This window comes from Syntrophobacter fumaroxidans MPOB (genome assembly GCF_000014965.1).
Classification (GTDB): Bacteria; Desulfobacterota; Syntrophobacteria; order Syntrophobacterales; family Syntrophobacteraceae; genus Syntrophobacter; species Syntrophobacter fumaroxidans.
Genome location: NC_008554.1, coordinates 2696727 through 2723113 on the forward strand (window position 1 = coordinate 2696727; position 26387 = coordinate 2723113).

Annotated in this window: 22 protein-coding genes; 6 read left to right on the forward strand and 16 right to left on the reverse strand. The window is 59.4% G+C overall.

Annotated elements, in window-relative coordinates:
• The first annotated feature begins 322 nt into the window (after positions 1-322).
• Positions 323-523 (forward strand): cold-shock protein, encoded by a 201-nt coding sequence (locus SFUM_RS11380; protein WP_011699051.1) that lies wholly within the window; start codon positions 323-325, stop codon positions 521-523.
• 133 nt (positions 524-656) lie between these two features.
• On the opposite strand, the gene SFUM_RS11385 is transcribed toward SFUM_RS11380, so the two are convergent.
• From SFUM_RS11385 to SFUM_RS11410, 5 genes are all read right to left on the reverse strand, one after another.
• Positions 657-980 (reverse strand): hypothetical protein, encoded by a 324-nt coding sequence (locus tag SFUM_RS11385; RefSeq protein WP_011699052.1) that lies wholly within the window; start codon positions 978-980, stop codon positions 657-659.
• A gap of 331 nt (positions 981-1311) precedes the next feature.
• A complete protein-coding gene (locus tag SFUM_RS11395; protein WP_011699053.1) occupies positions 1312-1770 on the reverse strand; it encodes a CBS domain-containing protein in 459 nt (152 codons plus the stop codon).
• Between the two features lie 597 nt (positions 1771-2367).
• Positions 2368-3954, reverse strand: a complete 1587-nt coding sequence (locus SFUM_RS11400) for an aldehyde dehydrogenase family protein (RefSeq protein WP_011699054.1) — start codon at positions 3952-3954, stop codon at positions 2368-2370.
• A 585-nt stretch (positions 3955-4539) separates the two neighbouring features.
• Positions 4540-6474, reverse strand: a complete 1935-nt coding sequence (locus SFUM_RS11405) for a SpoIIE family protein phosphatase (RefSeq protein WP_011699055.1) — start codon at positions 6472-6474, stop codon at positions 4540-4542.
• A complete protein-coding gene (locus SFUM_RS11410) occupies positions 6471-7445 on the reverse strand; it encodes an ABC transporter substrate-binding protein (RefSeq protein WP_011699056.1) in 975 nt (324 codons plus the stop codon). Before SFUM_RS11410 ends, SFUM_RS11405 begins: the two co-directional genes overlap by 4 nt.
• A gap of 586 nt (positions 7446-8031) precedes the next feature.
• Between SFUM_RS11410 and SFUM_RS11420 the strand changes: the two genes are divergently transcribed.
• From SFUM_RS11420 to SFUM_RS11440, 5 genes are all read left to right on the forward strand, one after another.
• Positions 8032-8424 carry a response regulator gene (locus SFUM_RS11420; RefSeq protein ID WP_011699058.1) on the forward strand — a complete coding sequence of 131 codons (393 nt, stop codon included), beginning with the start codon at positions 8032-8034 and terminating at the stop codon, positions 8422-8424.
• The gene (locus SFUM_RS21775; protein ID WP_011699059.1) at positions 8421-10892 is read left to right on the forward strand and encodes a hybrid sensor histidine kinase/response regulator; all 2472 of its coding nucleotides are present in this window, start codon (positions 8421-8423) and stop codon (positions 10890-10892) included. Before SFUM_RS11420 ends, SFUM_RS21775 begins: the two co-directional genes overlap by 4 nt.
• Positions 10882-13416, forward strand: a complete 2535-nt coding sequence (locus tag SFUM_RS11430; RefSeq protein ID WP_011699060.1) for an EAL domain-containing protein — start codon at positions 10882-10884, stop codon at positions 13414-13416. The genes SFUM_RS21775 and SFUM_RS11430 overlap by 11 nt, the downstream gene beginning before the upstream one ends.
• A 121-nt stretch (positions 13417-13537) precedes the next feature.
• On the forward strand, positions 13538-15235 hold the full coding sequence (locus SFUM_RS11435; RefSeq protein WP_011699061.1) for a B12-binding domain-containing radical SAM protein: 1698 nt from the start codon (positions 13538-13540) through the stop codon (positions 15233-15235).
• A 346-nt stretch (positions 15236-15581) separates the two neighbouring features.
• Complete coding sequence (locus SFUM_RS11440) at positions 15582-16472, forward strand: hypothetical protein (protein ID WP_011699062.1); 891 nt, start codon at positions 15582-15584, stop codon at positions 16470-16472.
• A 451-nt stretch (positions 16473-16923) separates the two neighbouring features.
• On the opposite strand, the gene SFUM_RS11445 is transcribed toward SFUM_RS11440, so the two are convergent.
• From SFUM_RS11445 to SFUM_RS11495, 11 genes are all read right to left on the reverse strand, one after another.
• Complete coding sequence (locus SFUM_RS11445) at positions 16924-17691, reverse strand: phosphate ABC transporter substrate-binding protein (protein WP_011699063.1); 768 nt, start codon at positions 17689-17691, stop codon at positions 16924-16926.
• 101 nt (positions 17692-17792) lie between these two features.
• Positions 17793-18461 (reverse strand): hydrogenase nickel incorporation protein HypB, encoded by a 669-nt coding sequence (gene hypB, locus SFUM_RS11450; RefSeq protein ID WP_011699064.1) that lies wholly within the window; start codon positions 18459-18461, stop codon positions 17793-17795.
• A 74-nt stretch (positions 18462-18535) separates the two neighbouring features.
• Entirely contained in the window at positions 18536-20314 is a 1779-nt protein-coding gene (locus SFUM_RS11455; RefSeq protein ID WP_011699065.1) for a sigma 54-interacting transcriptional regulator, read from the reverse strand.
• A complete protein-coding gene (locus SFUM_RS11460) occupies positions 20301-20495 on the reverse strand; it encodes a hypothetical protein (protein ID WP_041440360.1) in 195 nt (64 codons plus the stop codon). The genes SFUM_RS11455 and SFUM_RS11460 overlap by 14 nt, the downstream gene beginning before the upstream one ends.
• Positions 20496-20500: 5 nt before the next feature.
• The gene (locus tag SFUM_RS11465; RefSeq protein WP_041440361.1) at positions 20501-20689 is read right to left on the reverse strand and encodes a hypothetical protein; all 189 of its coding nucleotides are present in this window, start codon (positions 20687-20689) and stop codon (positions 20501-20503) included.
• Between the two features lie 23 nt (positions 20690-20712).
• Positions 20713-21552, reverse strand: a complete 840-nt coding sequence (locus SFUM_RS11470) for an ABC transporter ATP-binding protein (RefSeq protein WP_011699066.1) — start codon at positions 21550-21552, stop codon at positions 20713-20715.
• 9 nt (positions 21553-21561) lie between these two features.
• A complete protein-coding gene (locus tag SFUM_RS11475; RefSeq protein WP_011699067.1) occupies positions 21562-22506 on the reverse strand; it encodes an ABC transporter permease in 945 nt (314 codons plus the stop codon).
• Positions 22507-22527: 21 nt separating this feature from the next.
• Entirely contained in the window at positions 22528-23361 is an 834-nt protein-coding gene (locus SFUM_RS11480) for an ABC transporter ATP-binding protein (RefSeq protein ID WP_011699068.1), read from the reverse strand.
• Between the two features lie 45 nt (positions 23362-23406).
• Positions 23407-24279: an ABC transporter permease gene (locus SFUM_RS11485; protein ID WP_011699069.1), complete on the reverse strand. Its 873-nt coding sequence runs from the start codon at positions 24277-24279 to the stop codon at positions 23407-23409.
• A 148-nt stretch (positions 24280-24427) separates the two neighbouring features.
• Positions 24428-25765: an ABC transporter substrate-binding protein gene (locus tag SFUM_RS11490; RefSeq protein ID WP_011699070.1), complete on the reverse strand. Its 1338-nt coding sequence runs from the start codon at positions 25763-25765 to the stop codon at positions 24428-24430.
• Between the two features lie 109 nt (positions 25766-25874).
• The gene (locus SFUM_RS11495) at positions 25875-26387 is read right to left on the reverse strand and encodes a hydrogenase maturation protease (protein WP_011699071.1); all 513 of its coding nucleotides are present in this window, start codon (positions 26385-26387) and stop codon (positions 25875-25877) included.

A 26387-nucleotide genomic window follows, 5' to 3' on the forward strand; every position in this document is an offset into this window, starting at 1 on the left:
GCAACCGGTCTGAGCATGTCGTTATTACTAACATGCACGGGCGCCGCGGTCAAACCACCCGAATGCCAAGCCGGACAAGGCAGCGGGGGCCGGGCCGAACATGTCCCCACCCCTCGCTGAAAGTATTTTTCCATGGATCGCACCTTTTTTGATTATCGTACTTGATATTCCTGCCGAAGATGCTATAGTGCGCCATTCTTGTAAAGGGGTTCGATATTTCGGGGTATGCAGGAAATCGGTCTTTCGCCTCACAGAACGTTTCCGTAGTAGCTCTGAGTAGCGCGCCACCAGTTAGAACGAAAACTTACGAAAGGAATTGCAAATGGCGGAAGGTCGAGTCAAGTGGTTCAATGATCAAAAGGGCTATGGATTCATCGAAACCGGCAGTGGGCCGGACGTGTTCGTCCATCACAGCTCGATTGAAGGAGTAGGCTTCAAAACCCTCAGCGAGGGCCAGGAAGTGACCTTCGAAATTGAAAAGGGCGCAAAAGGCCCTCAGGCGGTGCGGGTTAAGAAGCTCTAGTCGAAGCTTCCGGACTGACCCGGGCGCATAGAAAATCGAGAGGCCGAGGAGCATTTCCCCGGCCTCTTTCGTTTTGGGACGTCTTCTCTTCAGAATCCGGGGGCGACATCGAGAGCGTCCGCCCGGAACGGCATCAATACAGCGCCCTGACGGCGTTGTGTTTCCTGTTGTAGATCATGTGGCTGTTCTGCTGGAGCTGCCGGTTGAGGCTCGCGCGCTCGTATCGGGTCAGCCTCCCCTCGGAAACCAGCCTGTAGTAACGATTCTTGATGTGATTGAGATTGTTCTGCAAGATCTCGGACTCAGCCACGCTGAGCTGGCCGGACCGTATTCCATGGTCGATCCGGCTCTGCTGTTTCGCAACCTTATCCGGAATGGATTCCGCGCAGGCGGCTCCCGTCACCAGCACGAACACCGCCGCAATCATGAACAGCACCACAAAGGATTTCTTCTTCATAGAGGGCTTCCTCCAACTGTCCTTCGTTAATCCCCAAGTGCTTCCTCATTCAGCCTGCTTCCACTCATCCGGCCGCACGGGATTCACCCCCCGCATGTCGTAGACCGGTGTCACCCCATGGAGGCGCGGTCCCCCAGCCGAAGCGACAACGCCGCTCAATCGACTGTCCGCCGGAGCTTCCGGAGCCCCGTGAACCGTCCTCGTTTTTTCGATCCGAATCCCGGCCAACGGCCCGCGCGAACCGCGCCGGACTGCCCGGGTCCCGCGCCGCGCGTTCCCGTCGTTCCACGCGGACCTCCCGGTCATGTCGTCGATGGCCGAATCCCTCCCCCTACTTATCGGAGGGAAGGAGCGTTCGCAACACATCTTCCTTGCCGATGATCCCGATCAGCTTGTTCCCATCCACCACCGGCAGAGTGTGAAGGTTCTTGTTCACCATCAGCCGCGCCACTTCCTCGATGGTGGTGTCCGGGCTGACGGTCACCGGCTCGCGCGTCATGGCCTCACCCACCGTGACGGCCGAAATCTTCTGTACCTCCTTCTCGAACCGGCTCGGCGAGGTGAGCGGAATGAAACTGTCCAGGAGGTTGAAAACGGACGGCAGGGGAAACCGTTTCTGCTGCGCGATCAGATCGCTCTGGCAGAGGATGCCCACCAGGTTCCCGCGATCGTCGATCACGGGGAGACCGTTGATGTGTTTGTCCAGCAGGAGTTTCGCCGCCTGAACGATCTCCGTTTGCGGAGAAACCGATATGACGTCCCGGGTCATGATATCCGCGACTCTGAGCATGTACGCCTTCCTCCCCCGACCTTCCGGTCCGCCGGATGCGCCCGCGGCGGGCCGCTCCCGGGCCATGCCGCCGCACCGACACTTCTCGCCAAAGCCTTGCCTTCGTTCAGCACCGATCGAACGAGACCTCATGGAAGCCGGGCAACCCCGAGCCTCCTTCCCGACAAGCATACCCAAACCGGCCCGTCATCGCCAACAGGAAAGAAACGGGAACCGCTCTTTGCGTGAAAATTCCCCGTCCCGGCCCATTTTCACGGCTCGTCGGGACTCGCCCGACGCGGGTCGGGTCGAGCACGGATGCCGGCGCAAGGCCCGGCCTCCGGGCGGACCGGCAGCCCGGGCGCTTGCGGCTCAGACGCTCTTATACGGATTTGCTTTCAAAATGATACTCTCAAAGCGTGGGGGACGTATCCCCCACACCCCCTCGCCGCTTCGCGGCTCCGTGTGGCGCTGCGGCGGCGGCCTTCGGCCAGTCGCCGACAGCGCCGAGCACTCGGCCTCACGCGCTTGCGCGTGTGGCCGAAACTTGGGGGGTGCGGGGGAATCATTCCCCCGCTCTTTTGTGCTTGAAAGATCCATCTTGCGCGCAACTTCTTATTAAAGACGCCGCACCATCGTGCGAACCTGCTCGTGCATGTAGAGCGGCAGGTAATACAGTCCTCCCGCATTCTTCCCGCTCGAGCCCGACCCCTTCCATCCCCCGAAAGGCTGGAACCCCGGCCAGGCGCCGGTGGTGGACCCCTGGGGACGATTGGCGTAAACGACGCCCGCCTGGATGCCGTCGAAAAACCGGTCCGCTTCTTCCCGCGAACCGTAAAAGCCGGCGGTGAGGCCATAGTCCGCGTCGTTTGCGATTTGCATCGCCTCATTTAGGTTGTCGACCTTCGCCACCAGGGCGATGGGGACGAACATCTCGGTCTTCCACAGGCGATGGGTCAGGGGCACGTCGGCCACCAGCGTCGGAGCGCAGAAATAGCCCCTTGCGTACCGGCCTTCCGTCAGCACTTCACCGCCGGTCAGGAAGCTCCCGGCTTGTCCCAGCTCCCGGGCGAAATTCCTGAAATCGCGTTGCGCGCCTTCGCTGATTACGGGTCCCATGGTGACGCCGCGCTCGGTCGGGTCCCCGACGACCAGCTTCGCCGTCATTGCTCTCAAGCGGTCCGCCAAGGCATTGTAGACGGGCGCCTCGACCAGCACTCTCGAGCATGCCGAGCATTTCTGCCCCTGCAGCCCGAAGCAGGAGCGGGTTATCCCGCTTGCAGCGTCATCGAGATCGGCGTTACGCGAGACGATCGTCGGATTCTTGCCGCCCAGTTCCAGGATGACGGGGCGCACCCACGGCCCCCTGGCAAAAGCGCGCCAGATGCCCATGCCGACTTCTTTCGAACCGGTGAAGGTGACTCCCGCCACATCGGGATGGTCGAGCAAAGCCTGGCCCAGGGTGTCGCCCGGGCCGGTGACGAAGTTGATCACCCCCGGGGGAAGCCCCGCATCACGCATGCACTCCGCAATCAGCCGAGCCGACCAGGGCGTGAGGGAAGCGGGCTTGACCACCACGGTGTTGCCGGCGACCAGGGCGGCTCCCGCCGGGCCTCCCGTCAACGCGCACGGATAATTGAACGGACTGATGACCAGCCAGACCCCATAGGGCCGCAAGACCGAAACATTGCGCGAATCGAACCCCTGCAACGGATCGCGTCCCATCTCGGCGACGAAACCGTTGCCGGCCTCCATGCGTTCACAGGAATATCGAATCAGGTCGGCGGTTTCCGCCGCGTCTCCGAGAGCCTCCATGCGATTCTTGCCCACCTCCAGGGCCATCGCAACGCCTATGTCGAAAATGCGGTCGTCTATTCTGTCGGCCGCTTTTCGCAACAACGCCGCTCGCTCCCGCCAGGGAGTGCGACTCCATTTCGGGAAGGCCTCCCTGGCGGCCGCAACCGCCGCATGGGCCTCCCGCGGGCCTCCTTTTTGAAACACGCCCAGGATCACCTCCGTGTCGGCTGGTGAACGGTCCTCGAACTTGTCCACGGCGAAAAGGTCTTTCCCGTTGACCAGCATCCCGTATTCCCGGCCCAGTCGTGCCCGGGTCCGGGCCAGGGCCTCTTCGAACCGCGCGTGAAGGACTTCGGGGGGATCGAACATGGTGGAATAGGTGAGTCTGAATCCGGTTTCAGCCGCCATCGCAAACGAACCTCCTTCCTTGCCGCATCTGGAATGTGGGGGTGGCGAGCCCCGCCTGTTATTCATTATGTCAAAGCTGACACAATGAATAACGGAACCGGCCCCGGCTGTCCAGGAAAACCGACCGTTCCCGGCAACGGCCGCAGGCGCCCTCGAATGGCCGCCTTGCGGACCACGCGGACCGCGCCTTGCTTGATACCACGTTGCGTTTAAGATGACGGCATTGGGCGGGAGGGCATAAAGTCCTCCCCTACGTTTGATACGAAGTTACCTGGAAAATAGATTCCCGGGTGAGTCCATTTTCATGCTTCGCGGGTGTCGCAGGGGGCATGGATAATTGCGTTCAAGATGGATCTTTCAAGCACAAAAGAGCGGGGGAATGATTCCCCCGCACCCCCCAAGTTTCGGCCACACGCGCAAGCGCGTGAGGCCGAGTGCTCGGCGCTGTCGGCGACTGGCCGAAGGCCGCCGCCGCAGCGCCACACGGAGCCGCGAAGCGGCGAGGGGGTGGGGGGGATACGTCCCCCATGCTTTTAGAGTATCATACGGAGTCGTTCGGCATTGCGGAGCTTCAACTCGAAGCGTCTAGGTCTTGAATGCCTTGAATCGAACGGCCAGGATCGTGATGTCGTCGGCCTGGGGCTCTCCGGAGGAATAATCCCGGACGGACTCGAGGACCTCCCTCACGACCGTTTCCGGCGACCCGTCGGGGACGGACCGGAGCGCCGTCATGAGCCTGGCGCCCGTGTACAGCTCACGCCGGGCATCCATCGCTTCCGAGACCCCGTCCGTATACACCAGGATCGTGTCACCGGGGATCAGACTCAATGTCCCGGTCTTGTACCGGGCATCATCGAAGGTTCCCAGAAAAACCCCGGGGGGGATTTCCACCCAGACCGGCTCCCCTCCCTCGCGCAGCAGGACCGGCGGCACGTGGCCTCCGTTGGAATAGCGCAGCTCTCCCGTTCTCAGGTCGAGAACGGCGCAAAACACCGTCACGAACATCATGGATTCGTTGTCGATGCAAAGCTCGGCATTCACCCGCTCCAGGACCTCCGACGGTTCCATGCCGAGCTCGGTCACCCCTTTCAACAGGGTCTTGCTCACCGCCATGAAAAGAGCGGCGGGAATGCCTTTTCCCGAAACGTCGCCCACAACGAAGAAGAGATGGTCACGGTCCAGAAAAAAGAAGTCGTACAAATCCCCGCCGATTTCCCTGGCCGGCTCGAGAGTGGCGAAAACTTCGACCACCTCCGTTTCGGGAAGCGACGGGAACCGCTTGGGCAGAAAGCTCATCTGAATGGTCCGGGCGATCTTCAGCTCGCTCTCCATCCGCTCCTTGGATGCGGTGGTCTCGGCGAGGTTGGCGATATACTCCTTGAGCGCCGACTTCATCTCTTTGAAAGAACGGGTCAGGCGGCCGATTTCGTCGTTGCTCCTCGGTTCCGGAAGCTCGATGTCCAGGTTGCCTTTGGCAATCTCGTGCGTGGTCGCGTCCAGAAAACGGAGCGGCCTGGTGATGGTCTGGGAGATCATCGCCACCGTGAAGAAGAGGAACAGGAAACCGATCAGGCCGATGATGACCACTTCCTTTCCCAGGTCCCAGACATCCGCGTACAGCTCGTCCTCGGGGAAAATGACTCCGACGGACCAGCCGTTGGAAGGCAGAGGAGCGTAGTACATCCAGGATTTTTTCCCGGAAGCGAAGTCCACCAGGGGAATGAAGTCTTCGCGGCCCGCGATCATGTCTCTGCCGATGTCGCGCAGGTTCCGATCCGCATTCTCCTCGGCAATGCTGAAGATGCTCTTGCGCATGATGAAACCGTTGTCCGGATACGTGACGAAGACCCCGTTGCGCGTGATGACGAAGGCATACCCCGTTCGGTATATCGTCACCGAGGACAGGATCTCCGTGAGCCACGACAGTGAGATATCGGCCGTCACGATGCCCTGGAAATCCTTCTCGCCGTCGGCTTCCTTGTAAAATGGAACGGAAACCGTGGCCATGACGATGTTGCCGCCCCCCTCATCGTAATACGGCTCGCTCCAGACCACCTCTTTGAGCAACTTGGGAATCTGGTACCAGTCCATGACGAAGTACCGATAGTCCTCGCCGCCGAGGACTTCGGACTTGATACTGCCGTTGCTCCCCCGGTAGCAGTAGGGCGCGAAGTATTCGGTATCCGGTTCGTAGTTGTACGGCTCGTAGGCAATTATGGAGCCGTAGACTTCCGGGTTGTTGGCAACGGCCGACTGCACCAGGTGGAAGATATCGACCACGCCGTAGGGATACCGCCCAATGACGGAAGCCATGTTCAGGGGGACCTTTTCCACTCCCTGCAGCACGCTCTCGATCCGGTACACCGTCGATCGTGCAAGATTCCTGGCATTTTCCTCCACATCCCTGATGACGGTCTTCTTCGACGAATAGTAATTGTAGGAAAAGGCCGCGCTGAAAATGCAGGCACTACTGGCGAGGATGAAAACCATCAACTTGAAAGCGAGACCGCGGTTCTTCATTGCTCAACACAGTTCAAGAAAAAAGAGGAATATGCCGGCACCTCACCCTCCAACCCGCCGGTCTCGAGCACTTTCACGACATTTGCATAGTCTTCTTCCCGGAGGACTCCCACGGGAACATCGAGGCCGGGGGGAAGGATGACGTCTTTCATGCGCTCGAGCATCCACTTCTGGTGGCAACGGTTGGTTGCCACGTTCGCCTCATCGACGTACTTCATCACGATGTCCAACGCTTCTTCAGGGCGCCTGAAGGCATAGGCCCACCCTTCCAGCGAAGCCGTCACGAACCGGCGGCATTTCTCCGGATCTTTTTTGCAGGTATCTTCCAGGGCATACAGGCCGTCTTCGGGCAGATTCACGCAATGATCGGAAAAGAAGAACGTCGTGAGCTCGTCTTCGTTGACTCCGGAATTGAGCACGGTATGGTACTCGTTGTACCACATCGCCGACGCCACATCCACCGCCCCCCGGAGGAAGAGGTTCATGGTCGGCCCCTGCTCGATTTCCTTGACGTTCAGATCGTACTTCATAAAGAAAGCCTTCGGCAGAACCTGGAAATCCGCCCCCCACAAACCCACTCTGCGGCCGTCCATGTCCTTGGGCGACTCGATTCCACTGGATTTTTTCGCGATAAGCATTTGAGTGGAACGCTGGATGATCTGCGCGATGTTGATCAACCGCAACCCGCGTACTCGTTCTCGAATGGCGCAGGACAGAAAACTGCCGGCAAAATCCGCGCGCCCCCGGCGCAGGTATTCCATGGGGGACCGGTCCGGACCGCCGCGGAGGATCTCGATGTCGATGCCGTGCTTCCTGTAGAATCCCTTTTCGCAGGCCACATAGTACCCGGCAAACTGCGACTGGGGCAGCCAGTGCGGGAGGTAGGACACTCTCCGGGACGACTCCTGGGCAAGCGAGTCGGTGGCCCAAAGGAGCAAGAGCGCGGTGAAAATACTCCAGAATTTCCTCATAAGCCGTCCCTGTCCCACCCCGGGAGCGAACACCCGAGCGCCGCTGCCCGCCCGGTTGCCTGAACGCGCGGCGTCCCCACCCCGCCGCCATACCCGTGCAGACCCGCGATACAGCGCCGCAACCTGCTTTATCCCACATTGCGGGCACACTACAACATTAAACTTTACATGACAATCATCCGATCTAGAGTTGAGCGGAATTTGTGCGTTGGAAGTGAACGGCCGCTGCGCAGCAAACGTTTTCCACATTCGGGCTCAGGGCCAGTAAACAATTGCAGCCTGACGCGTTTCATTGTATGCATGATCCCAGTTTCAATCTCTCGCCCCCACCCCGCATCTGCCGATTTCCCGACGGAAGAAACCGGGTGAACGGGAGGATGAGGCAGATTTTTCACAACACTTTGAAGTCATTGGGGAAAATCGCTGTGGACTTGCGAAAGGAAATGGAAACCAGGACCAGGGAATCCGCCACAGGCATGCCGGGTTCGGGGCTGGGCGTGATGCCTCTTCCATGGTTTCTGCCGAGTCGAGGAAGCGTCCCGAGGCACTGAAAAGGGGGCCTGCTCGGTTTCGCGAGGTTGATGGAATGAAGAAAATCCTATTGGTCGAGGACAACGAAGACAACCGGGAACTGGTGTGCGCTCTGATTGGAGATGCCTTCGATGTCGAGAGCTGTACGGACGCGGTTGAAGCTCTGGCTCTGCTCGACAATCCGCAAACGCATCTGCCGGACTTGATGCTCGTGGACATTTCGCTGCCGGGGATGGACGGCATCCAGTTCCTCTTCCGGATCCGCTCGGACCCCCGGCTGGCGGGTATTCCGGCGATCGCTCTGACGGCTCATGCCATGAAAGACGACAAGGAACGGTTCATCGGATCGGGTTTCGACGGCTATTTCAGCAAGCCCATTGTGGACGAGATGCTGCTCATCGAAACCATCAACACCGTAATCGAGTCGAGAGGCAGGGGGCGGGAATGAAATCTCACAAGTTCAAGATGTACCGCGTTGCCCTGATGTTTTTGACCATCGTCCTGCTGCTGTCGGCCCTGGCGATCATACCCCAGATCGTTACCGTGAGGGGGGAAATCCTCATGGGAATCAACGTGGGCGTGGCGCTGCTCGGGCTGGTCGGCGGCCTCTTTTTCATCCGCCGGATGAATCATCGGCTGGTGCTCATGGCCGATGCCGCCAGGTCCATTGAAGAAGGGGACTATTCGGCGCGCACCGAGGTCACCGGGGAGGATGCCATCGGGATGCTCGCCAGGACGATCAATTCCATGGCGGAGAGGATCCAGTCGGCCTTCCGGGAGCTCGAACATCGACAGAACGATCTCGTTGAGAGCCGCAAGCTCCTGTCGGAACAGAACGCGAAACTCGAACAGGAGTTCGAGAGGCAGGCGGCTTTCGGTGAATACCTGGTCGCCCTGAACGCCGTGGACATCAACGCCATCGCCGAGAAGACCCTGGAATACCTGCTGCGGGAAACGGAAATGCATTTCGGGATTTTCTACCTGCGCGAAAGGGGCTCCGGAAAGCTGCAGCGGGTGGCGGAGCGCGGAATCGATTCTCAGGCCCTGGCCGCCCTCACGAGGACAGAGGATGGATTTCCGGCTCAAGTGGTGTCCGAGCGCAAGTGGCTGACCATCAAGGATATCGATGAACAGGCCCTGCCCGAAGTGAACCTCGGATTCACCAGAGCCCGACTGCGGAGCGTGTTGGGGGTGCCCGTCCTGTTTCAACAGAAAATCCTGGGGGTCCTGATCCTGTCGGCAATGCACAAGCTTGACGATACGGTGAGGAGAATCGTGGAAAGCACGGTCGGCACGCTCGGCAGTGCCCTCAACAACGCCATGACTTACAAGACCGTGCAGCAGCAGGCCCTGCAACTGGAGCAGGCAAACATGGAGCTGCTCGAAGCCGATCACCTGCGGAGCGAATTCGTGGCGAACATGAGCCACGAGCTGAGGACACCGCTCAACTCCATCATCGGCTTTTCGGGACTCCTGATGAAAAACCGGGGGGGCAATCTCGTCGCCACGGATCTGAGCTATGCCGAGAAAATCAATCGCAACGGAAAGCATCTTCTGAACCTGATCAACGATATCCTGGACCTCTCGAAGATCGAGGCCGGCCGGATGGAGCTCCAAATCGGGCCCACGCGAATCGACGTCCTCACCAAGGAAGTGGTGGACATGCTGCGGCCCCAGGCCGACGAACGAAATCTCTCCCTGACCTTCGAAACGGCGGGCGAGATCCCGATGTTCGAGACGGATGGCGAGAAGCTCAAACGCGTCCTGATCAACCTGTTGGGAAACGCCATCAAGTTCACGCACAAAGGCGGGGTCAAGGTGCGGTTGATCTCGCAGAGCGGGCATCGGCTGAACATCGAAGTGAACGATTCCGGCATCGGCATTCCCCAGGACAAGCTGGAAACCATCTTCCAGCCCTTCCGGCAGGTCGACAGCAGCACCAGCCGCGAATACGGCGGAACGGGGCTGGGCCTGACGATCACGCGATCTATCGTGGAAATGCTCCGTGGGGAAATATCGGTGAGCAGCAAACCCGGAGAGGGCAGCACGTTCACCGTGAGTCTTCCCCTCGGCGGCGACGCCGCAAGGCAACCGGCGCCGGCGGTTGAAGAACCGGCCGCACCCGTTGAGCCGCAGGAATTGGGGCCCGTTCCCCCCACTCTGCAATGGCCGGAAAGCCAGGCGCCCATCAAGGGAGCGCGCGTCCTGGTCGTCGATGACGATCCGGATTCCCGGGAACTGCTCATGAACAACATCGAAGGCATGGGAGCCAAAGTGATTCCCTGCGAGGACGGTGAGAAGGCGCTCCAGATGGCCCTGGAATGCAAGCCGGACCTCATCACCCTGGATCTCATGATGCCCGGAATGGACGGATGGGAAGTGTTGAGCCGCCTGCGCGACAACCCCGAAACCCGTCACATTCCGGTGGTGATCATCAGCATCGTCGCCAACCGGCGCCAGGCGATGGTGCTCGGCGCGGTCGACGCCCTCACCAAACCGATCTCGAGCAACCAGCTCCAGGCGCTCCTGCAGCATTACGTCCGCCGGCAGTCGGTGAGCAAGGTCCTGGTGGTCGACGACGACGAGGATGCCAGGCAGCTGCTCGCTTCTCACCTGGAAAACAAGGTGGGAGAGCTTCGCACGGCCGTGAACGGCCGCGAAGCGCTGCAGGTGCTCGAAGAGTTCACTCCGGACCTGATTTTCCTCGACCTCAACATGCCCCAGATGGACGGTTTCACGTTTCTGCGCGTGTTGAGGGCCGATAAGCACCTGTGGCGGCTGCCGGTGGTGGTGGTGACGGCCAAGCAGATGACCGCCGCGGAACGCCGCGAACTTGAACGGAGGGTCGTCGGATTCATCCAGAAAGGCGATTCTCTGGAAACACAATTGCAAGAGGTACTTCACTATGTCGGATAGGGTCCTCCCATATTTGCCCGACGATATCTCCAATAAGCAGATCCCCATCCTCGTGGTGGACGACCTTCGGGACAACCTCGATCTCATGGAAGCCCTGCTGGTCAGCGAAGGATTCGAAGTCGTTCATTTGATCCCCTCGGGCCAGGAGGCGCTGGAGTTCCTGGAAACGCACCGCGACATCGGCGTCATACTGATGGACATGATGATGCCCGGGATCGACGGTCATGAAATGTGCCGGCGAATCACCACCCACGAATCGACCCGCCACATACCGGTCATCATCGTGACGGGAGGGGCGTTGCGGCACAACGAAGCCGTGCAGAAAAGCTTCGCCGCGGGAGCCGTCGATTTCGTCACCAAGCCCATCAACGAAGTCGAATTGTTCATGCGCATCCACTCCGCGCTGGCCCTTTACAGGGAACGCGTGATTCGCCACCACAAAACCCGCGAGCTGCGGGAGAGCGAAGAAAAATTCCGGGTCACCTTCGACCAGGCACCGGTCGGCATCGCCCATGTCAATGCGGACGGCCGTCTTCTGCTCATCAACCGGCGCCTGTGCGAAATGCTCGGGTTCCAGGAACGGGAGCTGATCGAGTCCTCCTTCCCGGACCTCTGCGTACCCGAGAACAGGGACGTTCACGAACGCGAGCTGAAAAAGTCCGTCGAACAAGGACTCGAATATCACGGCTTCGAAATTCCCCTGGTCCATAAGGACGGCAGGATCATCTGGACCAAGCTCACCCTTTCTCCCATGAAAGACGCGGCGGGCGTCCCCAAGTACTTCATACACATTGTGGAAGACATCACCGAGCGCAAGAATTTCGAGGACAATCTCCGCCTGTCCGCCACCGTGTTCGAGGGGAGCACGGAAGCCATCATCATAACCGACGCCCGGGCCAACATACTCAGGGTCAACAGCGCCTTCACGGCCATGACCGGGTATGCCGATCACGAAGTGGTGGGGAAGAACCCACGCCTCCTGAAATCCGGAAATCACCACGAGGAATTCTACCGCGCCATGTGGGCCACGCTGAGCAGCACCGGGCAGTGGCAGGGCGAGATCTGGAACCGTCGGAAAAACGGCGATATTTTCCCCGCCTGGCTGACCCTGTGCGCCGTGCGCAACAGCGAGGACAAGATCACCAATTACGTGGGAATCTCCAGGGACATCACGCTGCGCAAGGAAGCCGAAGAGCGCCTCAGCTACCAGGCAAGCCATGATGCCCTCACCGGGCTGCCCAACCGGGCGCGGTTTCACGACCGCCTGACCCACGCCCTGGCGCGAGCCGGCCGCGACCGGCACGAATTCGCCATCCTGTTCCTCGACCTGGACCGTTTCAAAGTCATCAACGACACACTGGGGCACACCGTGGGCGACTTTCTCCTGCAGGGGGTCACCAAGCGGCTGCTCGGAGGCACCCGGGAATCGGACACCCTTGCCCGGTGGGGCGGCGACGAGTTCATCATCCTCCTGGAGAGCATCCGCGGAGCCGAGGATGCGGCCGTGGCCGCGCGAAGAATCCTCGACGTCCTGGCCGAACCTTTCAGCGTCCAGGGCCACGAAGTGTTCGTCAGCGGCAGCATCGGGATCAGCGTCTACCCAAGGGACGGCGAGGACGTCCAGGCCCTGCTCCGATGCGCCGACATCGCGATGTACAGGGCCAAGGACAGCGGCAAGAACGACTACCAGTTCTACGAATCCACCATGAGCACGGGCGGGCTCGAACGGTTGAAACTCGAAGGCGACTTGCGCTACGCCTTGAAACGCAACGAATTCGTGCTCCATTACCAGCCCAGGGTCAACATCAACACCGGCCTGATCGTGGGCGCCGAAGCGTTGATCCGCTGGGATCTTCCCGATCGAGGCCTGCTGTGGCCCCTGGATTTCATCCCCCTGGCGGAAGAAAGCGGCTTCATCATCCCCATCGGGGAGTGGGTCCTGAGAACAGCGTGCCTGCAGTGTAGGAAATGGCAGGACGCCGGGGTTCCGCACCCCCGGGTCTCCGTGAATCTGTCCACTCACCAGTTCAAGAAAGACAACCTCACCTCGACGGTGGATCGAATTCTCAAGGAAACGGGGCTGAGCCCCGGGCTGCTCGAGCTCGAGATCACGGAAAGCGCCATGATGGAAAACCTCGAAAAGGCCGTCGCGACCCTCCAGGGCCTTGCGGAACTCGGCGTCAACGTGGCCATCGACGACTTCGGCACCGGGTATTCGTCCCTCGGTTATCTCAAACGGTTCCCCATAGGGGCTCTCAAGATCGACCAGTCGTTTGTCCGGCACATTCCTTCCAATATTGACGATACGGCCATCGCCATGTCGATCATCTCCCTGGGAAAGACCCTGAACCTGAAGGTGGTGGCGGAAGGAGTCGAGACCCAGGAGCAACTGACGGTCCTTCGGAACTACCAGTGCGACGAAGCCCAGGGCTACCTGTTCAGTCAGCCGGTAGATGCCGACCGCATGACCGAATTCCTCGTGAACCCGTCCGGGTTGAACCTGTCCGATCTTTTCGAGCAATGACCGGGCGCCGGTCGAAGGCGTTTCCACCCGGCCCGGGCACTGCTTTCCTTCATGCGCGAACGATTGATGAGCCGCCCGGCGGTCGAAAGCATCCCGGCCCCGCCGGCACCGCCCGAGGACGATGAATACAAAGGAAGAAACCGAAGACCGGCGTATCGCCCTCGTGTTTCCGCCCGCGATACACCCCACCGGCCCTCCGCTCGGCGCGGCCGCCCTCAAGGCATTCCTGCTCTCGCGCGATCCGTCGCGTTCCGTCAGGGTGTTCGACCTCAACCTCGCCCACTACGAACAGGCCTTGCGCTGGATGCGGGAAGGGCGGCTGAAGATGAGCCTCCGGAAGATGGACCACGCATCCTCCGCCGAGCGCGTGGCCGACACCTTCCGCTTTCTGCGGGGGGAAAAGGGGCTGGATGCGTTCGCGTCCCTGCCGGACTACGATGAGCACGCCGGATTTTTCAGCAGCTTCGAAACCGTGCTCAACGGCCTCTTCGACAGCTTCGCCCGGAAGCTCCTCGCCAGCCTGCGGGTCCCTCCCCTCGCCGACGAATATTTCCGCGAGCTGATCCGCCCGGTGAAACGGTTTCGTCCGCGGCTGGCGGGATTTTCCATCCTCTTCAGCCAGCAGGTGTACTTCGCCGCGATCCTCGCCCGGTACCTGAAGGAAGACGACGCGACGATCGTTTTCGGCGGGGCCACGCTCTCGGTCATGCCCCGCCCCGAGGTCCTGCTCGCCGACCGGACCGTGGTCCCCGTGGGCGAAACCCGCGCCGGCATCCCTTTCGGACGCTTCATCGACGGGCTCATCGTCGGCGAAGGAGAAACGGGCATCGACGCACTCGCCGGAGCGGGCGGCTGCGACCCGGCGCATGTCCCCGGCCTGGTTTACTCCGATGCGGGACGGGTCCGGCGAAACGGTCCGCGCAGGATCGAGAAGCTCGAAGAGCTGCCCCTGCCCGATTTCGATGACTGCAACCCGGCGGCGTACCTGTCCCCGATGCCCATCCTGCCGTATCTTTCGTCGCGGGGATGCTTCTGGAGAAGATGCGCGTTTTGCACGCACCGGAAGACCTACCTGGCCTACCGCGAAGAGCCCCCCGAATACACCGTCTCGCGGCTTGCAGAGCTGAGCCGGCGGCACGGAGCGGTCCTGTTCAGCCTGGTGGACGAAATGATCCATCCGCATCGCTTCAGCCGTCTTGCCCGGAAAATCCTCGAAGCGGGGCTCGACATCCGTTACGCGGCCTACGCGAAACCGACGGCGCGCTTTGACGCGGCGCTGCTCGGGCGGCTGCATGCTTCCGGGGCCAGGGTTGTGATGTGGGGAGTGGAATCCGGAAACCAGAGGGTGCTCGACCTGATGCGTAAGGGGACTCGCGCGGACCGCATGGGCCGGGTCCTGGAAGATGCCCGCCGCGCCGGCATCCGGAACCTGGTTTTCGTCATGTTCGGTTTCCCTTCGGAAACCCGGCAGGAACGGGAAGACACGATGCGTTTCCTGGAAGCGCACCGGGACAGCATCGATGCGTTGTCTAAGTCCCGCTTCATCCTGCTCGAAGGCGCCGACATGCTCGAAACCCCCGAGCGCTTTCACATCACCCGGGTACTGGATCGAACCGACCGCGATCCCGTATCCGTGGCGTTCGACTACGAAGTCTCCGACGGCCCGACCCAGGCCGAAGCCCGGCGGTTCTACGAAGAACGGATGCCGTACTTGAACCGGTTCGGGCGCTCTCCGTTCTTTCCCCGGTACCGCGACCACATGCTCGTGCACGCGGTGCTGCGCGATTCGCCGCGGGAATCCACACAGCACCATGAGTAACTGTTAAAAGTGAAAAGTGTAGGTTTGACCCCGGGTTGGGGATATGGTAACCAAGAGTCTCCAAAGGTAAAATTCATAGTTATTTCGAAGTAAAGATTGAGCACCGGCTCTCAGGCTGCGGGCAGGGCGATACGCGCGCGCGGGCATCGGGTATATTTCGGGAGGCGCGCGCTTTTGCGGGAGTGCGGGTGAGCGGGTCGCCTTTCCCGTCAAATGATGTCGGCTTGACGGGGAAATCTTCGGAGGCTTGCTCAAATTCGGGCGAGAAGAAGAGAGTACGGGAGAACGTGGCAGGAAGACGGTTTCGATTCACTCAAACAGGATCCATCCGGAAAGGAATCACATCATGAGGAAAATGATCGCGCTGACGTTGATGATGCTTTTCGTGGCTTCCAGTGCTTTTGCTCAAGGCGGACAGGGATTCACAAGCCAAACTCACAAACAGAACGTCGGGAAAATCCTCTGGGCCAAGCAACGCATCAAGATGGATGTGCAGGACAGCATAAAGTACGAAACCGTCTTCAACACGTCCGACCCGATCTACGGCAGGGTGTTCCTCAACAATACGCTGCTCCTGTTGTCGCGGGAATCGAAGAAGCCCAACTGCGACAACGCCGAAGGACGGTATCTTTTGAAGTTGTTCGTCGACAAACAGGACAAGGGATTCGTCCACGAACAGAGGTTCGAAAGCAACTGGACGACCTGCCAGGTCACCCCGAACCTCGCTCCCGGCGATGAGGGCGACAGGATCAATCAGAAGTTCCCCGCAGTCTGGACGAAGATTGCAAACGAACTGCCCGCGGGGCAGCATGACGTACGATTCGAATTCTGGGCCGGCAAGGCGGGATGTGAAGCGAAGTATGCCGAAGGGTCTTTCACGCTCAAGAAGCAGGCCGGAGAGAAAGCGGGAGGCGGATCGATCCCCCAGGCGCTGAAAAAGGACCCTGCCCTCGAAGCCCAGATGATTGACGCGATCAAGGCGAGAGGGTGGAAAAACGAAACCCCGGTCAAGGTGATCATCGTGGAAGCCGACTGGAGGATCATCCGCGATGCGTTCGGCAACATCGTGAAAAGAGAGATCAACACCAATACCGTTCTCAAGCGCAATGACGGTTCGTGTCGCTTGACCGACCTGTCGTTCGATCAGAAACACCTGGGCGGCAACAAATACGGGCCGACCACCCTGTTCGGCATCGGCACGAAGAACGTCGAGGTCGATTGCTCCGCCGTGAAATAGCGTGGAGCAGCGAGGGGGAGGGGGGGATGGACCGACCGGCGGCGCATCCGGTCCCGATCGCGGTTTTCTCACTCCCGCGGTCCTGCCTGTCGTGAACGTGATATGACCCGACAGCGGCGGCGCTCCCTCGACGGGTTGTTCATGCCGGCCGGTCCAGGGGTCGGTCCGGAACCTCTTGCGGGGCACCCCGGGGAGCGATAAGTTTTTGTCGGGCTGAATCCGCTCCGGTCCGAAACGATACAAAACGGGCCATGGCAAGGCATTGCCTCCGCCATGGCCCGTTTTCCTCCAGGCTTTCAATCCTCGCCCGCATCCTGAGGCAGGCTGCCCGCATCCTTTTTCCCCCGAGGGACGTCCGCGGCGCCCACACGTGGGATGGAGAGGAATTCACTCTCCGGGTTGCCATGAATCACTGCTCGCCGCGCCCCCACATGGGCTGGAGAGGGACGGACTACTCTATCCCGTGGAAACAGCATTTCAGGTAAGACTGCCCTTCCTTCGAAACCGCCCAGTCGATGAATTTCTTCACATCCTCTCGAGGAGGTTCTTTCGTGATGAGGTACAAAGGCCTCAAGAGCGGGTATGCGGCATTCGAAACACTCGCCTCCTTCCCATCGGGCTTCACCGCCTTGACCCCCCGGGGCTTGTCGACCAGAAAGAAACTCGTGAGCCCGATGGCCCCCCTGTTCCTTGCGACGTAGAGCAGTATGGTGGGGTCCGGTTCCATGACCTTCGCGTTGAGATCGGCATGTTCCATCACGATTCTCTTGAAAAGCTCATGCGTTGCCGAAAAGGGCGCCGTGGCGAGCGGCTGAATCGGTTCATCAAACCCTCCCAGTTCCTTCCAGTTCTTCACCTTCCCTGAAAAAACCGCTCTGAGTTGCTCCAGGGAAAGCGTCTCCACCGGGTTATCCTTGTGGATGATGACCACGACGCCGTCCTTTCCGATCAGTACAGCCTTTCCCCCTTTTTCCGAAATGCCGGGCTTGAGCTCATTCGCAACCCCGCCGATGTCGCAACTGCCGTTGAAAACGCACTCCTCGCCCCCTTTGCTTTTCGTCAGCACGTTGGAGGTAAAATAGGCCTTCCCGTAGGCAACATTGGCGACTTCAATGAACTTGGCTATAGCCGGAGAGCCCTGATAGCGGATAATGGAGACCGAGCCGGCAGAGCCGGCAAAACCGGTCAAGACAAGGACCAGCGAAATTGCGACAATCATTCGGTACACAGGCTCCTCCTTGAGCGCGAACGCTTTCGGCTGCATCGGGAGGCCGGCATTGCCCGGCCTCCATACAATCATCACGATGGGTCTTGACCATCTCAGGTCGGCAGATGTCTTCTTCTTTTCCAGACCATCCTGCCGAGGGCAACGCTGAACTCCTCAATGCCTTCACCCTTCAGGGCCGAGACGGGAAATATCTTGAGGCTCTCGTTGGCTGCGACCAGTTGTTCGATATAGAGACCCAAACTGTATTCTTCGTACGGCAAGAGGTCTATTTTGCTGATCAAAACCACCGCGGCATGCTTGAAGACATTGGGGTATCTGGCCGGCGTATCCATGCTCTCGATGACACTGGTCACCACGATCTTCAAATCGCCGCCGAGATCGATTTCGGCAGGGAAAACCAGGCTGCCGACATTGTCCACGACCACGAGATCGAGGTTGCCGAGGGGTAATTGCCGCAAGGCCTTGTTGACCATGGAAGCGTCCAGGCCGGGACTTCCTTCGCTTTCAATCCGAACCGCGTCCACTCCCAATGCCGCGATTTTCTCGATCTGGCCGGCCTGGATGTCCGCCCCGATCACCCCGACACTCAGTCTGCTTTTCAGGAAGGGCAGAATCTTTTCCAAAATGGCCGTCTTCCCTGCTCCGGGCTCGCCGATGAGGTTCAGCAACACCACGCCGTGTTTTTCCAAGAGGCTCCTGTTCTCCGCCGCGGCCTCATCGTTGGTACGTGTGGGCTCCTCCGCCAACTGCGCTGTAACCATGGCTGTTTCTCCTTTATGAAAGCTCAAGAAATACTCGAACGTCTTCTTCCATTGTGCAACCGTCAATGCCGCCTCTATTCGTCCGGCAATCGAATGCCCGATTTGTTGAGCGCAAACTTGCGGGCGAGCCTTACGACCGTCGGCTGGGTCACCCCCAGGGCCGCGGCGGCTTTGCGAGTGCTGCCGAAGCGCTTCAGCGCCCAGTCGATCATGGATTTCTCCACTTCTTCCCTGGCGTCCTTGAGGGAAGCGTTCAGGGAAAAACACAGTTCCTTCAGAGGCGGAACGTCTTCTTTGTCGATGAGTGCATGCAGGTTCTGAACATCGATCATATCCTTCGGGCATGTCAGGACCAGCCGCTCGATGGTATTCTCCAGCTCGCGTATGTTGCCGGGCCAGACATATTCCTTGAGCAGTTCCAGGGCACGAGAGCCGACGGTCTTGCAGGTCTTATGTCTCTTGTTATGCTTTTCCAGGAAATGCATGACAAGCGGGATAATATCATCGGGTCGGTCGCGCAAAGGCGGAATGTGCAAAGGAATGACATTCAGCCGATAGTAGAGGTCCTGGCGAAATTGTCCTTCTTCGGCCATGGCTTTCAAGTCCCGGTTGGTTGCGGCGATGACTCTCACGTTCAGAGTGATGGGCAGCACCCCTCCAACCCGCATGATGGTGCGATCCTGAAGAACGTGCAGGAGCTTGGCCTGCATCGCGACCGGCAGCTCCCCCACCTCGTCCAGGAACAGCGTGCCCCCTTGGGCAAGCTCAAACAGCCCGGGTTTGCCTTTTGCGCGCGCCCCGGTGAACGACCCCTCCTCGTACCCGAAAAGCTCCGATTCCATCAGGGCTTCCGGGATCGCCCCGCAGTTCACCCTGATCAACGTGCCGTTACCGCCGCTCATGCCGTGGATGTAACGGACCAGGACGTCTTTGCCGACCCCGGTTTCACCCGAGATCAGGATCGTCGCTTCCGAAGCGGCGGTTTGCGCCGCCGCCTCCAGTACCTGTTTCATCGCCCGGCTGCGGGCGATAATGCCGTTGTCGTCGGATTGTTGCTGGCGCAGGAGTTTGAGTTCGTCCCTGAAACGGCGGCTGCTGGCCTCGCTTTTTTCCAGCTCCGTCCTGTACCGGTTCAGCTCGGTGATGTCGCGGACATTGGATATTATGCGCCAGATCCTTCCATCGGCGCCAAAAACGGGGTTGGCCGTGACCAGGGCGACTTTCATGGTCCTGGTCGTATACATGATGGTGACCGGTTCTCTTTTTTCGATGACGTGGATGGCGGCGGAGTCGGTATAGATGCCGTCGGCCACAAGATCGTACACCGTGCGGCCGATGACTTCCTCCCGCTTAATCCCGGAAAAATCCTCCCACGATTTGCTCACTCGAAGGGTGACGCCCTTGCCGTCCATAATCCAGACCCCATCGTGGGAGTGGTCGAGCAGCGCTTCGAGCTCCTTCTCCTTTTGCCGCGCCTCCATCAGCTGCTGCTTTACCCGGCCGTCCCTGGTGATGTCGACGTAGACCCCCAGGGCCCCGCTCACTTTCCCGCCCTCGTCCATCACCGGGTGATGTCTGGCGAGCAAGTGCCGCCCATTGCGATGTTCGGACACGGGGCCCAAGGGTTGGCCGGTTTTCAGCACGTCGGCAAGAGCGGAATCGACCAGGGTTGCAGACAACGGCTCCCCGACGATCTCCTCTCCACTGAGGCCGAAGAGGATTTCGGCGACCGCATTGATCCGGACAATCCTGGCCTGGCTGTCGATCACCACGATCCCGGCCTGGACCAATTCAAGGACAGTGTCCAGGAGGTTGGCTCCCTGTTCCATGTCTTTCTTGTCAGACTTCAACATCTTCCTCAAAGAACCCCCGGAACAGATAGTGAATGGCAGTTGTGGCAACCCCCCAGACAAGGCCGTACACCCAGTATCCCCAGCGGAATCCCGTCGGCCCGGCCACGAAGATAACGGTCAAGAACAGCAACGCCACCCACGCGGCGAGCACGCGCGGCATCCGCGTCCTGCGCATCTTCATGGAAATCACTTCCCGGGAGCCGCGGTGGTGGTGTCTCTGCCCGGCATGGCGCCTCCCACCATCAACCCCGACTGTGCGCCCAGCAGTTGCAGTGAGAAATAAAGCAGCACACCGAAAATCGCGGCGTAAACGCTGCCCCTAAGAATTCTTTTCCAGGGTTTGCGGCTTCTTCTGTAAACGTCAGCGTATCCCATCCCGTTGCCTCCCTTGCACGGTTCTATTTTGTCCGTTTCTCCTTGGCCTTGACAAAAGCGGAGAACGCCTTCTGAGCTTCTTCATCCACCGTTTCGATGGCTTCGCGCTGCAACTCGACGAAATTCGACGTCGTGAGATGTTCGAATTTGCGCGGGCGAGGCAGGTCGATGACCATCCTTTTCTTCACGGTCGCGGGCGCGACGGTAAGAAAATAGGCCACGTCCCCCACGAAGATCGCCTCTTCCAGTTCCGCGGTAACGAACAGAATCGTGGTCCCCGAGTGTTCGAACAGCTTGATGATGTATTCCTGCATGATGGAGCGCGTCATGGCGTCCAGGCCGCGAAAGGGCTCATCCATCAGCAGGACTTTGGGTTGATTGATCAGCGCGCGGATCAATTCGGCGCGCCGCTGCATGCCGCCGGAGAGCTGGCTTGGGTATTTTTCCTCGAACCCGGTGAGGCCCACCATGTTGATGAGTTCCTCGGCCCTGTCGGCAACCTCGCCCATCAAGTCCTTCCCCTGGACCTTCGGACCATAGAGGGTATTCTCCCAGAGCGTCATCCACGGCAGCAACGCGGTTTCCTGAAACACGACGAGTCTGTCCGCCCCCGGACCGCTGACGGGCACGCCGTCGATGAGGCACTCCCCCATGTCCGGCACGGTGTAACCGGCCAGCAGATTGATGATGGACGTCTTGCCGCACCCGGAAGGACCGCAGAAGCAGGTAAAAGACCCCTTTTCAACCTTGAAGGACACATTGTCCAGGACTTCCTTCCCTTCGCCGAAGGAGTAATAGACACCCCTCATCTCCATCTCACCGGGTTCAACCCCTGTCACCGTGTTAAGTGCGGGTAAACTCATTGGTCCTCCTTAGAAAAGGCTTCGCCACGGCATGGCTTTGGTGGCGAGATACCTCAGAACAGTGCTGGAAAGATACCCACAGGCCCCGATGATGAACATCCCGAGGATGATTCGGGGATAGGCGATCAGAATGTACGACTCCCACGTCATGTACCCCAGCCCGTAGCCGCCGGCCACCATTTCCGCGGCGACCACCATGACCCACGCCAGGCCCATCCCCACGGTCATTCCCGTGAAGATCGAGGGCAGCGCGCCGGGCAGAATGATGTCGAAAAAGATGTGACGCGGTTTGGACCCCAGGGACAGGGCACCCTGGATGTAGTCCGCGCGAACGCTTTCCACCCCCAGGAGCGTGTTCAGAACGATGGGGTAGAACGCCCCGAGGAACACCAGGAAAACGATGCTGTGCTCGGTGAGCGGAAACATGATCACGGACAGGGGTATCCAGGAAATCACCGGAATCGGTCTCAAGCTTTCAAAGGTGGGAAACGTGAAATTCTTGAAGGTGCGATTCCACCCCATCATCAAACCCAGGGGGATGCCGATCAGGCACGCGATCATGAACCCGAGGTAGATTCGCCCCATGCTGAAGATCACGCACATGAGACAGTGCGTGCTGGGAATAAAGGCGACCGCTTCCTTCCAGACCTCGTTCGGGGAAGGAACCCGCGTGAAGGGAGGGATTTTGTACGTGGTGACCAACTGCCAGAGGATGACAATGATGACAAGAGACAGTATCTTTCGAAGGTTCGAGTAATTGAACATACCACGGACGCTGCGCCGCAGGAACTTTTCAAGGGCGGAATACTCCCTGTACGCCCCGATCCTGTTGCTCCAGTCCACCTGCCCGCCGTTGTCAGCCGCTTTACCGGCCCCCAAGGCTTCTTGTTCGGATTCGATTCTTATTGTGGTTTCCTGTGCCACTTCGGCCCCCTCACTTTCCGTTGGTTCCATTGGATGCCCCGACGATCGGTTCTACTTGGCCATTTCACGCTCGCCCCGCTCGAAAGCCTTTTGAGCCTCCTCGTGAACGGCGTCGAGGGCCTCGTTCCGGAGTTGGATAAACCTGTCGGTCACCTTGGTCTTCAAATTCCGCGGCCGGGGAAGATCCACCTCGATCATCTGCTTGAGACGCCCGGGCCTCGTTGTCATCACAAAGACCCTGTCCGCCAGGAAAATGGCCTCATCGAGGTCGTGAGTGATGAACATGATGGTCTTGCCGGTGGCATCGAACAGATCGAGAAGGTACTGATGCATGACCGACTTGGTCATGGCGTCGAGTGCCCGGAAGGGTTCGTCCAGGAGCAGTATTTTGGGTTCGTTGACCAGTGCCCGGACAATCTCGACCCGTCTCTGCATCCCGGAGGAGATGTTCATGGGATATTCGTTTTCGCAGCCTTCGAGACCCGCGATTTTCAATATTTCCTTTCCCTTCTCGACAGCCTCATCCCGAGACATGGTCCCCTGCATCACCGGTCCCCAGCACACGTTTTCAAGAACGGTCCTCCACGGGAACAGCGCCCCGTGCTGAAAGACCACGACCCTGTCGGGCCCGGGAGTGAGACGGATCGAGGGAGAGGCGACACAGGCCCCATCTACCCATATTTCGCCCTCGGTGGGAGTGTCGAAGCCCGCGATCATGTTGAGCAACGTGGTCTTCCCACAGCCCGAGGGTCCGACGATGGCCAGAAAGGATCCCGCTTCGATCTCGAAGCTGCAATCGGCCACGGCGAGCACGTTCACTCCCAGCGGGTCGTACACCAGGCTCACATGCTTGGCTACGACGTTGCCTTCTGTTGCCTTTGCCATTATTTGTCACCCCTGAGTGAGAGTCATGTTCGGAGTTTGCGGAATCTAAGCCGTGTAGACTTTCCGCCACGCCAGGTACTTGTTCGCAATTCCACGAAGGATGGCGCTGCAGACGTATCCCAGCACCCCGATACTGGCCATGGCCAGGATCACTTCCGGGAACCGTATGAGACTGTAGCTCTCCCACGCAAGGTACCCGAGCCCGTACTGCCCGGCGATCATTTCGGCCGCAACCACTGTCTGCCACGCGATCCCCATGCCGAGGGCAAGCCCCATGAAGATCGAGGGAAGGGAACCGGGCAGGAGGATGTGGCGAAAAACCTGGCGTGGATTGGCGCCAAGACACCACGCCGCCCTGAACAGGGACTGATCTATGGACTCGGCTCCGAGCTTTGCGTTCAGGGCCACCACGAAGAAGGCGCCCGTAAACGTAATGAACACGATGCTGTATTCCATCTGGGCAAAGATGATGATCGAAAGCGGAACCCAGGCAACGGGCGGGACGGACCGGAAGAGTTCGAACCCGGGCATTGTCAGGTCCCGCACAATGCGGTTCCACCCCATGGTGAGCCCAAGTGGGATGGCTATCGCGGACGCGGTGCAGAAACCCAGGAGGACACGAAACAAGCTGTGGTAGACGCTCTTGTAATACCACGGGTCCATGACCGTCTTGATGGACTGGACCAAAGTGTCCCACGGGCTGGGAAGTTTCGACATGATCGTCTGGGAGCAGATGTGCCAGAAGATCACAAAGGCTACGCCGCCCAGAATACCGGTGATCACCTGGCTTCTTTTCAGTCTCTTCTGCTCCTGGCTCCGTTTCAAATAGACCTCTTCGTAACGAGCCTTGACGGACGCCCGCATGTGGCTCGTAACGATATTTTCCTTGCTTTGCCGATCCTGTGGCGAGTTGGACATGCCCTGTTACTCCTCAGCGTTGGAATACGCCCTGCCTGGAAAAACTATTCTTGCGGTATGAGTGCGGGGCGTGCCGGTCCCCCCCCAGGGAGCGGCACGCCCGCACCTTTCCCGAAAGCGCGTGGGACTTTGTACCTGCCGCGACGAATCAGGCTTTACTTGCGTTCCACGGTTTCTCTTTCAATTCAATCTTTTCATAGGTTTTCCAGGTATGCGGCTTGATTTGATCCGGTCGAGCCTCTTTCGGAAACCCCGGCAACTGCTCGGAGGTCCATTGCCCCTGGGCCTTGAGCTCCTTGATGGCCAGGCGCAAATACCTGTCATCGGCCCACTCGTCGACGAATTTATCCGGATCTTTCGTCCGGGCGCTGCGGATGATGTCGATTTCCTTCCACATCCGCGCCACGGCCTTGAGGTGCTTGCGGCATTCCGGAGTGATCCTTCCGTCCCAGACCATCATGTCCAGAACCACCCGGGTCACCGCGGGATGAATCTCGGAAATGTCGGTGGAAATGTAGTACGCGGCAAGGTCCCGGTCATTCATGAGCATATCTCGGGATTCTTCCTCTGCCTTGAGAAATGCCACCATGATATCGGGGCGGTCCCTGAGCCATTCGTGAATTGCCAGAAGGCTTCCCACCACCCTGTACGTGTGATCCACAGCTTCGGGGTTGTACTTCTTGCAGGTGCAGGCCATGTCCTGACCCGTCAACCACCGCTTGGCGATCCCGCGTTGTTCGAGCCAGCTGGGATAAGGCTCCCAGGTGACTGCGGCGGTGATGTTCTGCGCCCTGAGGTTCGTGATCTGGAGCTCCGTCGACTGGTCCAGGATGTTTGTCTTCACTCCCGTCTGCTCGGACCATGCGAGTATCTGCCTGTGCGAGAACGACCCCACGGGGGTCCCCACGTTCTTCCCTGCCAGGTCCTTGGCCTCTTTGAATTTCCCCTCCTCGAGCAATTTCTGATCGATGCAGATTGCCCCGGCTTCGCCGACGTCGTAGCCCGTGACGGATATGAGGTCGCACGGCACCGTGTCGCCGCTCCTCATGGCCGGCGTTTCAGCCATGTACCCAAACTGGTTCTTGCCCGCATACATGTTGTTGTTGATAAGAGGCCCCGAAAGCGATCTGAACCAGACGACGTTGCTTCCCTGGGGAAGATATTTCTTCCAGAGCTGGGCCTGTTTGTTGATGGAGGAAGTCCAGTAAGGGGTGCAGTAAGGCTGATAGCCCACGGTCAACGTAACGGGCTCTCCGATCTTCCCGTACTTTCCGGTGGGCTTTCCATACTTGGCCGCAATTTCCATCAGCTCGTCCGATACTTTCTTTTCGGACTGGGCAAACGCCTTCCAGCCCAGCGAACCCGTTATGGGATTCCCGGGAATCATGCCCATCACCGTGGAAAAGGCAAATCCCATTCCAGAATATTTTAGAAATGCTCTCCGGCTGTCATCTATCGTTTTTTGGATCTTTTTTTCTTCGCTCATCAACAATCTCCTTTGACTGTTTCCACAGGCACATCCAATGGAAATGCAACAAAAGCAGTTCGATTACCCGCACGAAAAACGCCGCTCACAAGCAGCGTCCGGAGATGCGTCAGATCGTCGAGTGTTGGATTCCGACCTCCTTGCAGACCATTTGGTAGATATCTTCCGCCGTTTCCCCAACGGATCGGGCAACGCAGACGGACAGGCCCGGGCAAATCTCCCCGGGCACCGATTCCACCTGGCACCCCAGAAGCCGCAAGGAAATGCCCTTGCGTTCCTTGAGCTCTCTCAGGAAGTCGACAGCGGGAAACTGGTGCACGCTGAAGTCCGCCCGTTTGTTCTCAGGGATGGCTTCCAGGGGAATCTCTTCAACCGTTCCAGGACTGAGGCCGAGATCCATCGCATCGACAATGATCAGGGTCCGGGGCGCTTCGTCACCAAGAAGCGCGTCCAGCAGCAGCTCACCCGCGGCGGTTCCCGCGTCGACGGCTACCATCCCGTCGGGCAACCGGTACCCGGTCTGCAGTCGCTCAATCACCGCGGGGCCAAAGCCGTCGTCGCCAAACAGGACGTTACCGCAACCGATGACCATGACCTCCGCACCCCGGATCTGACGATACAT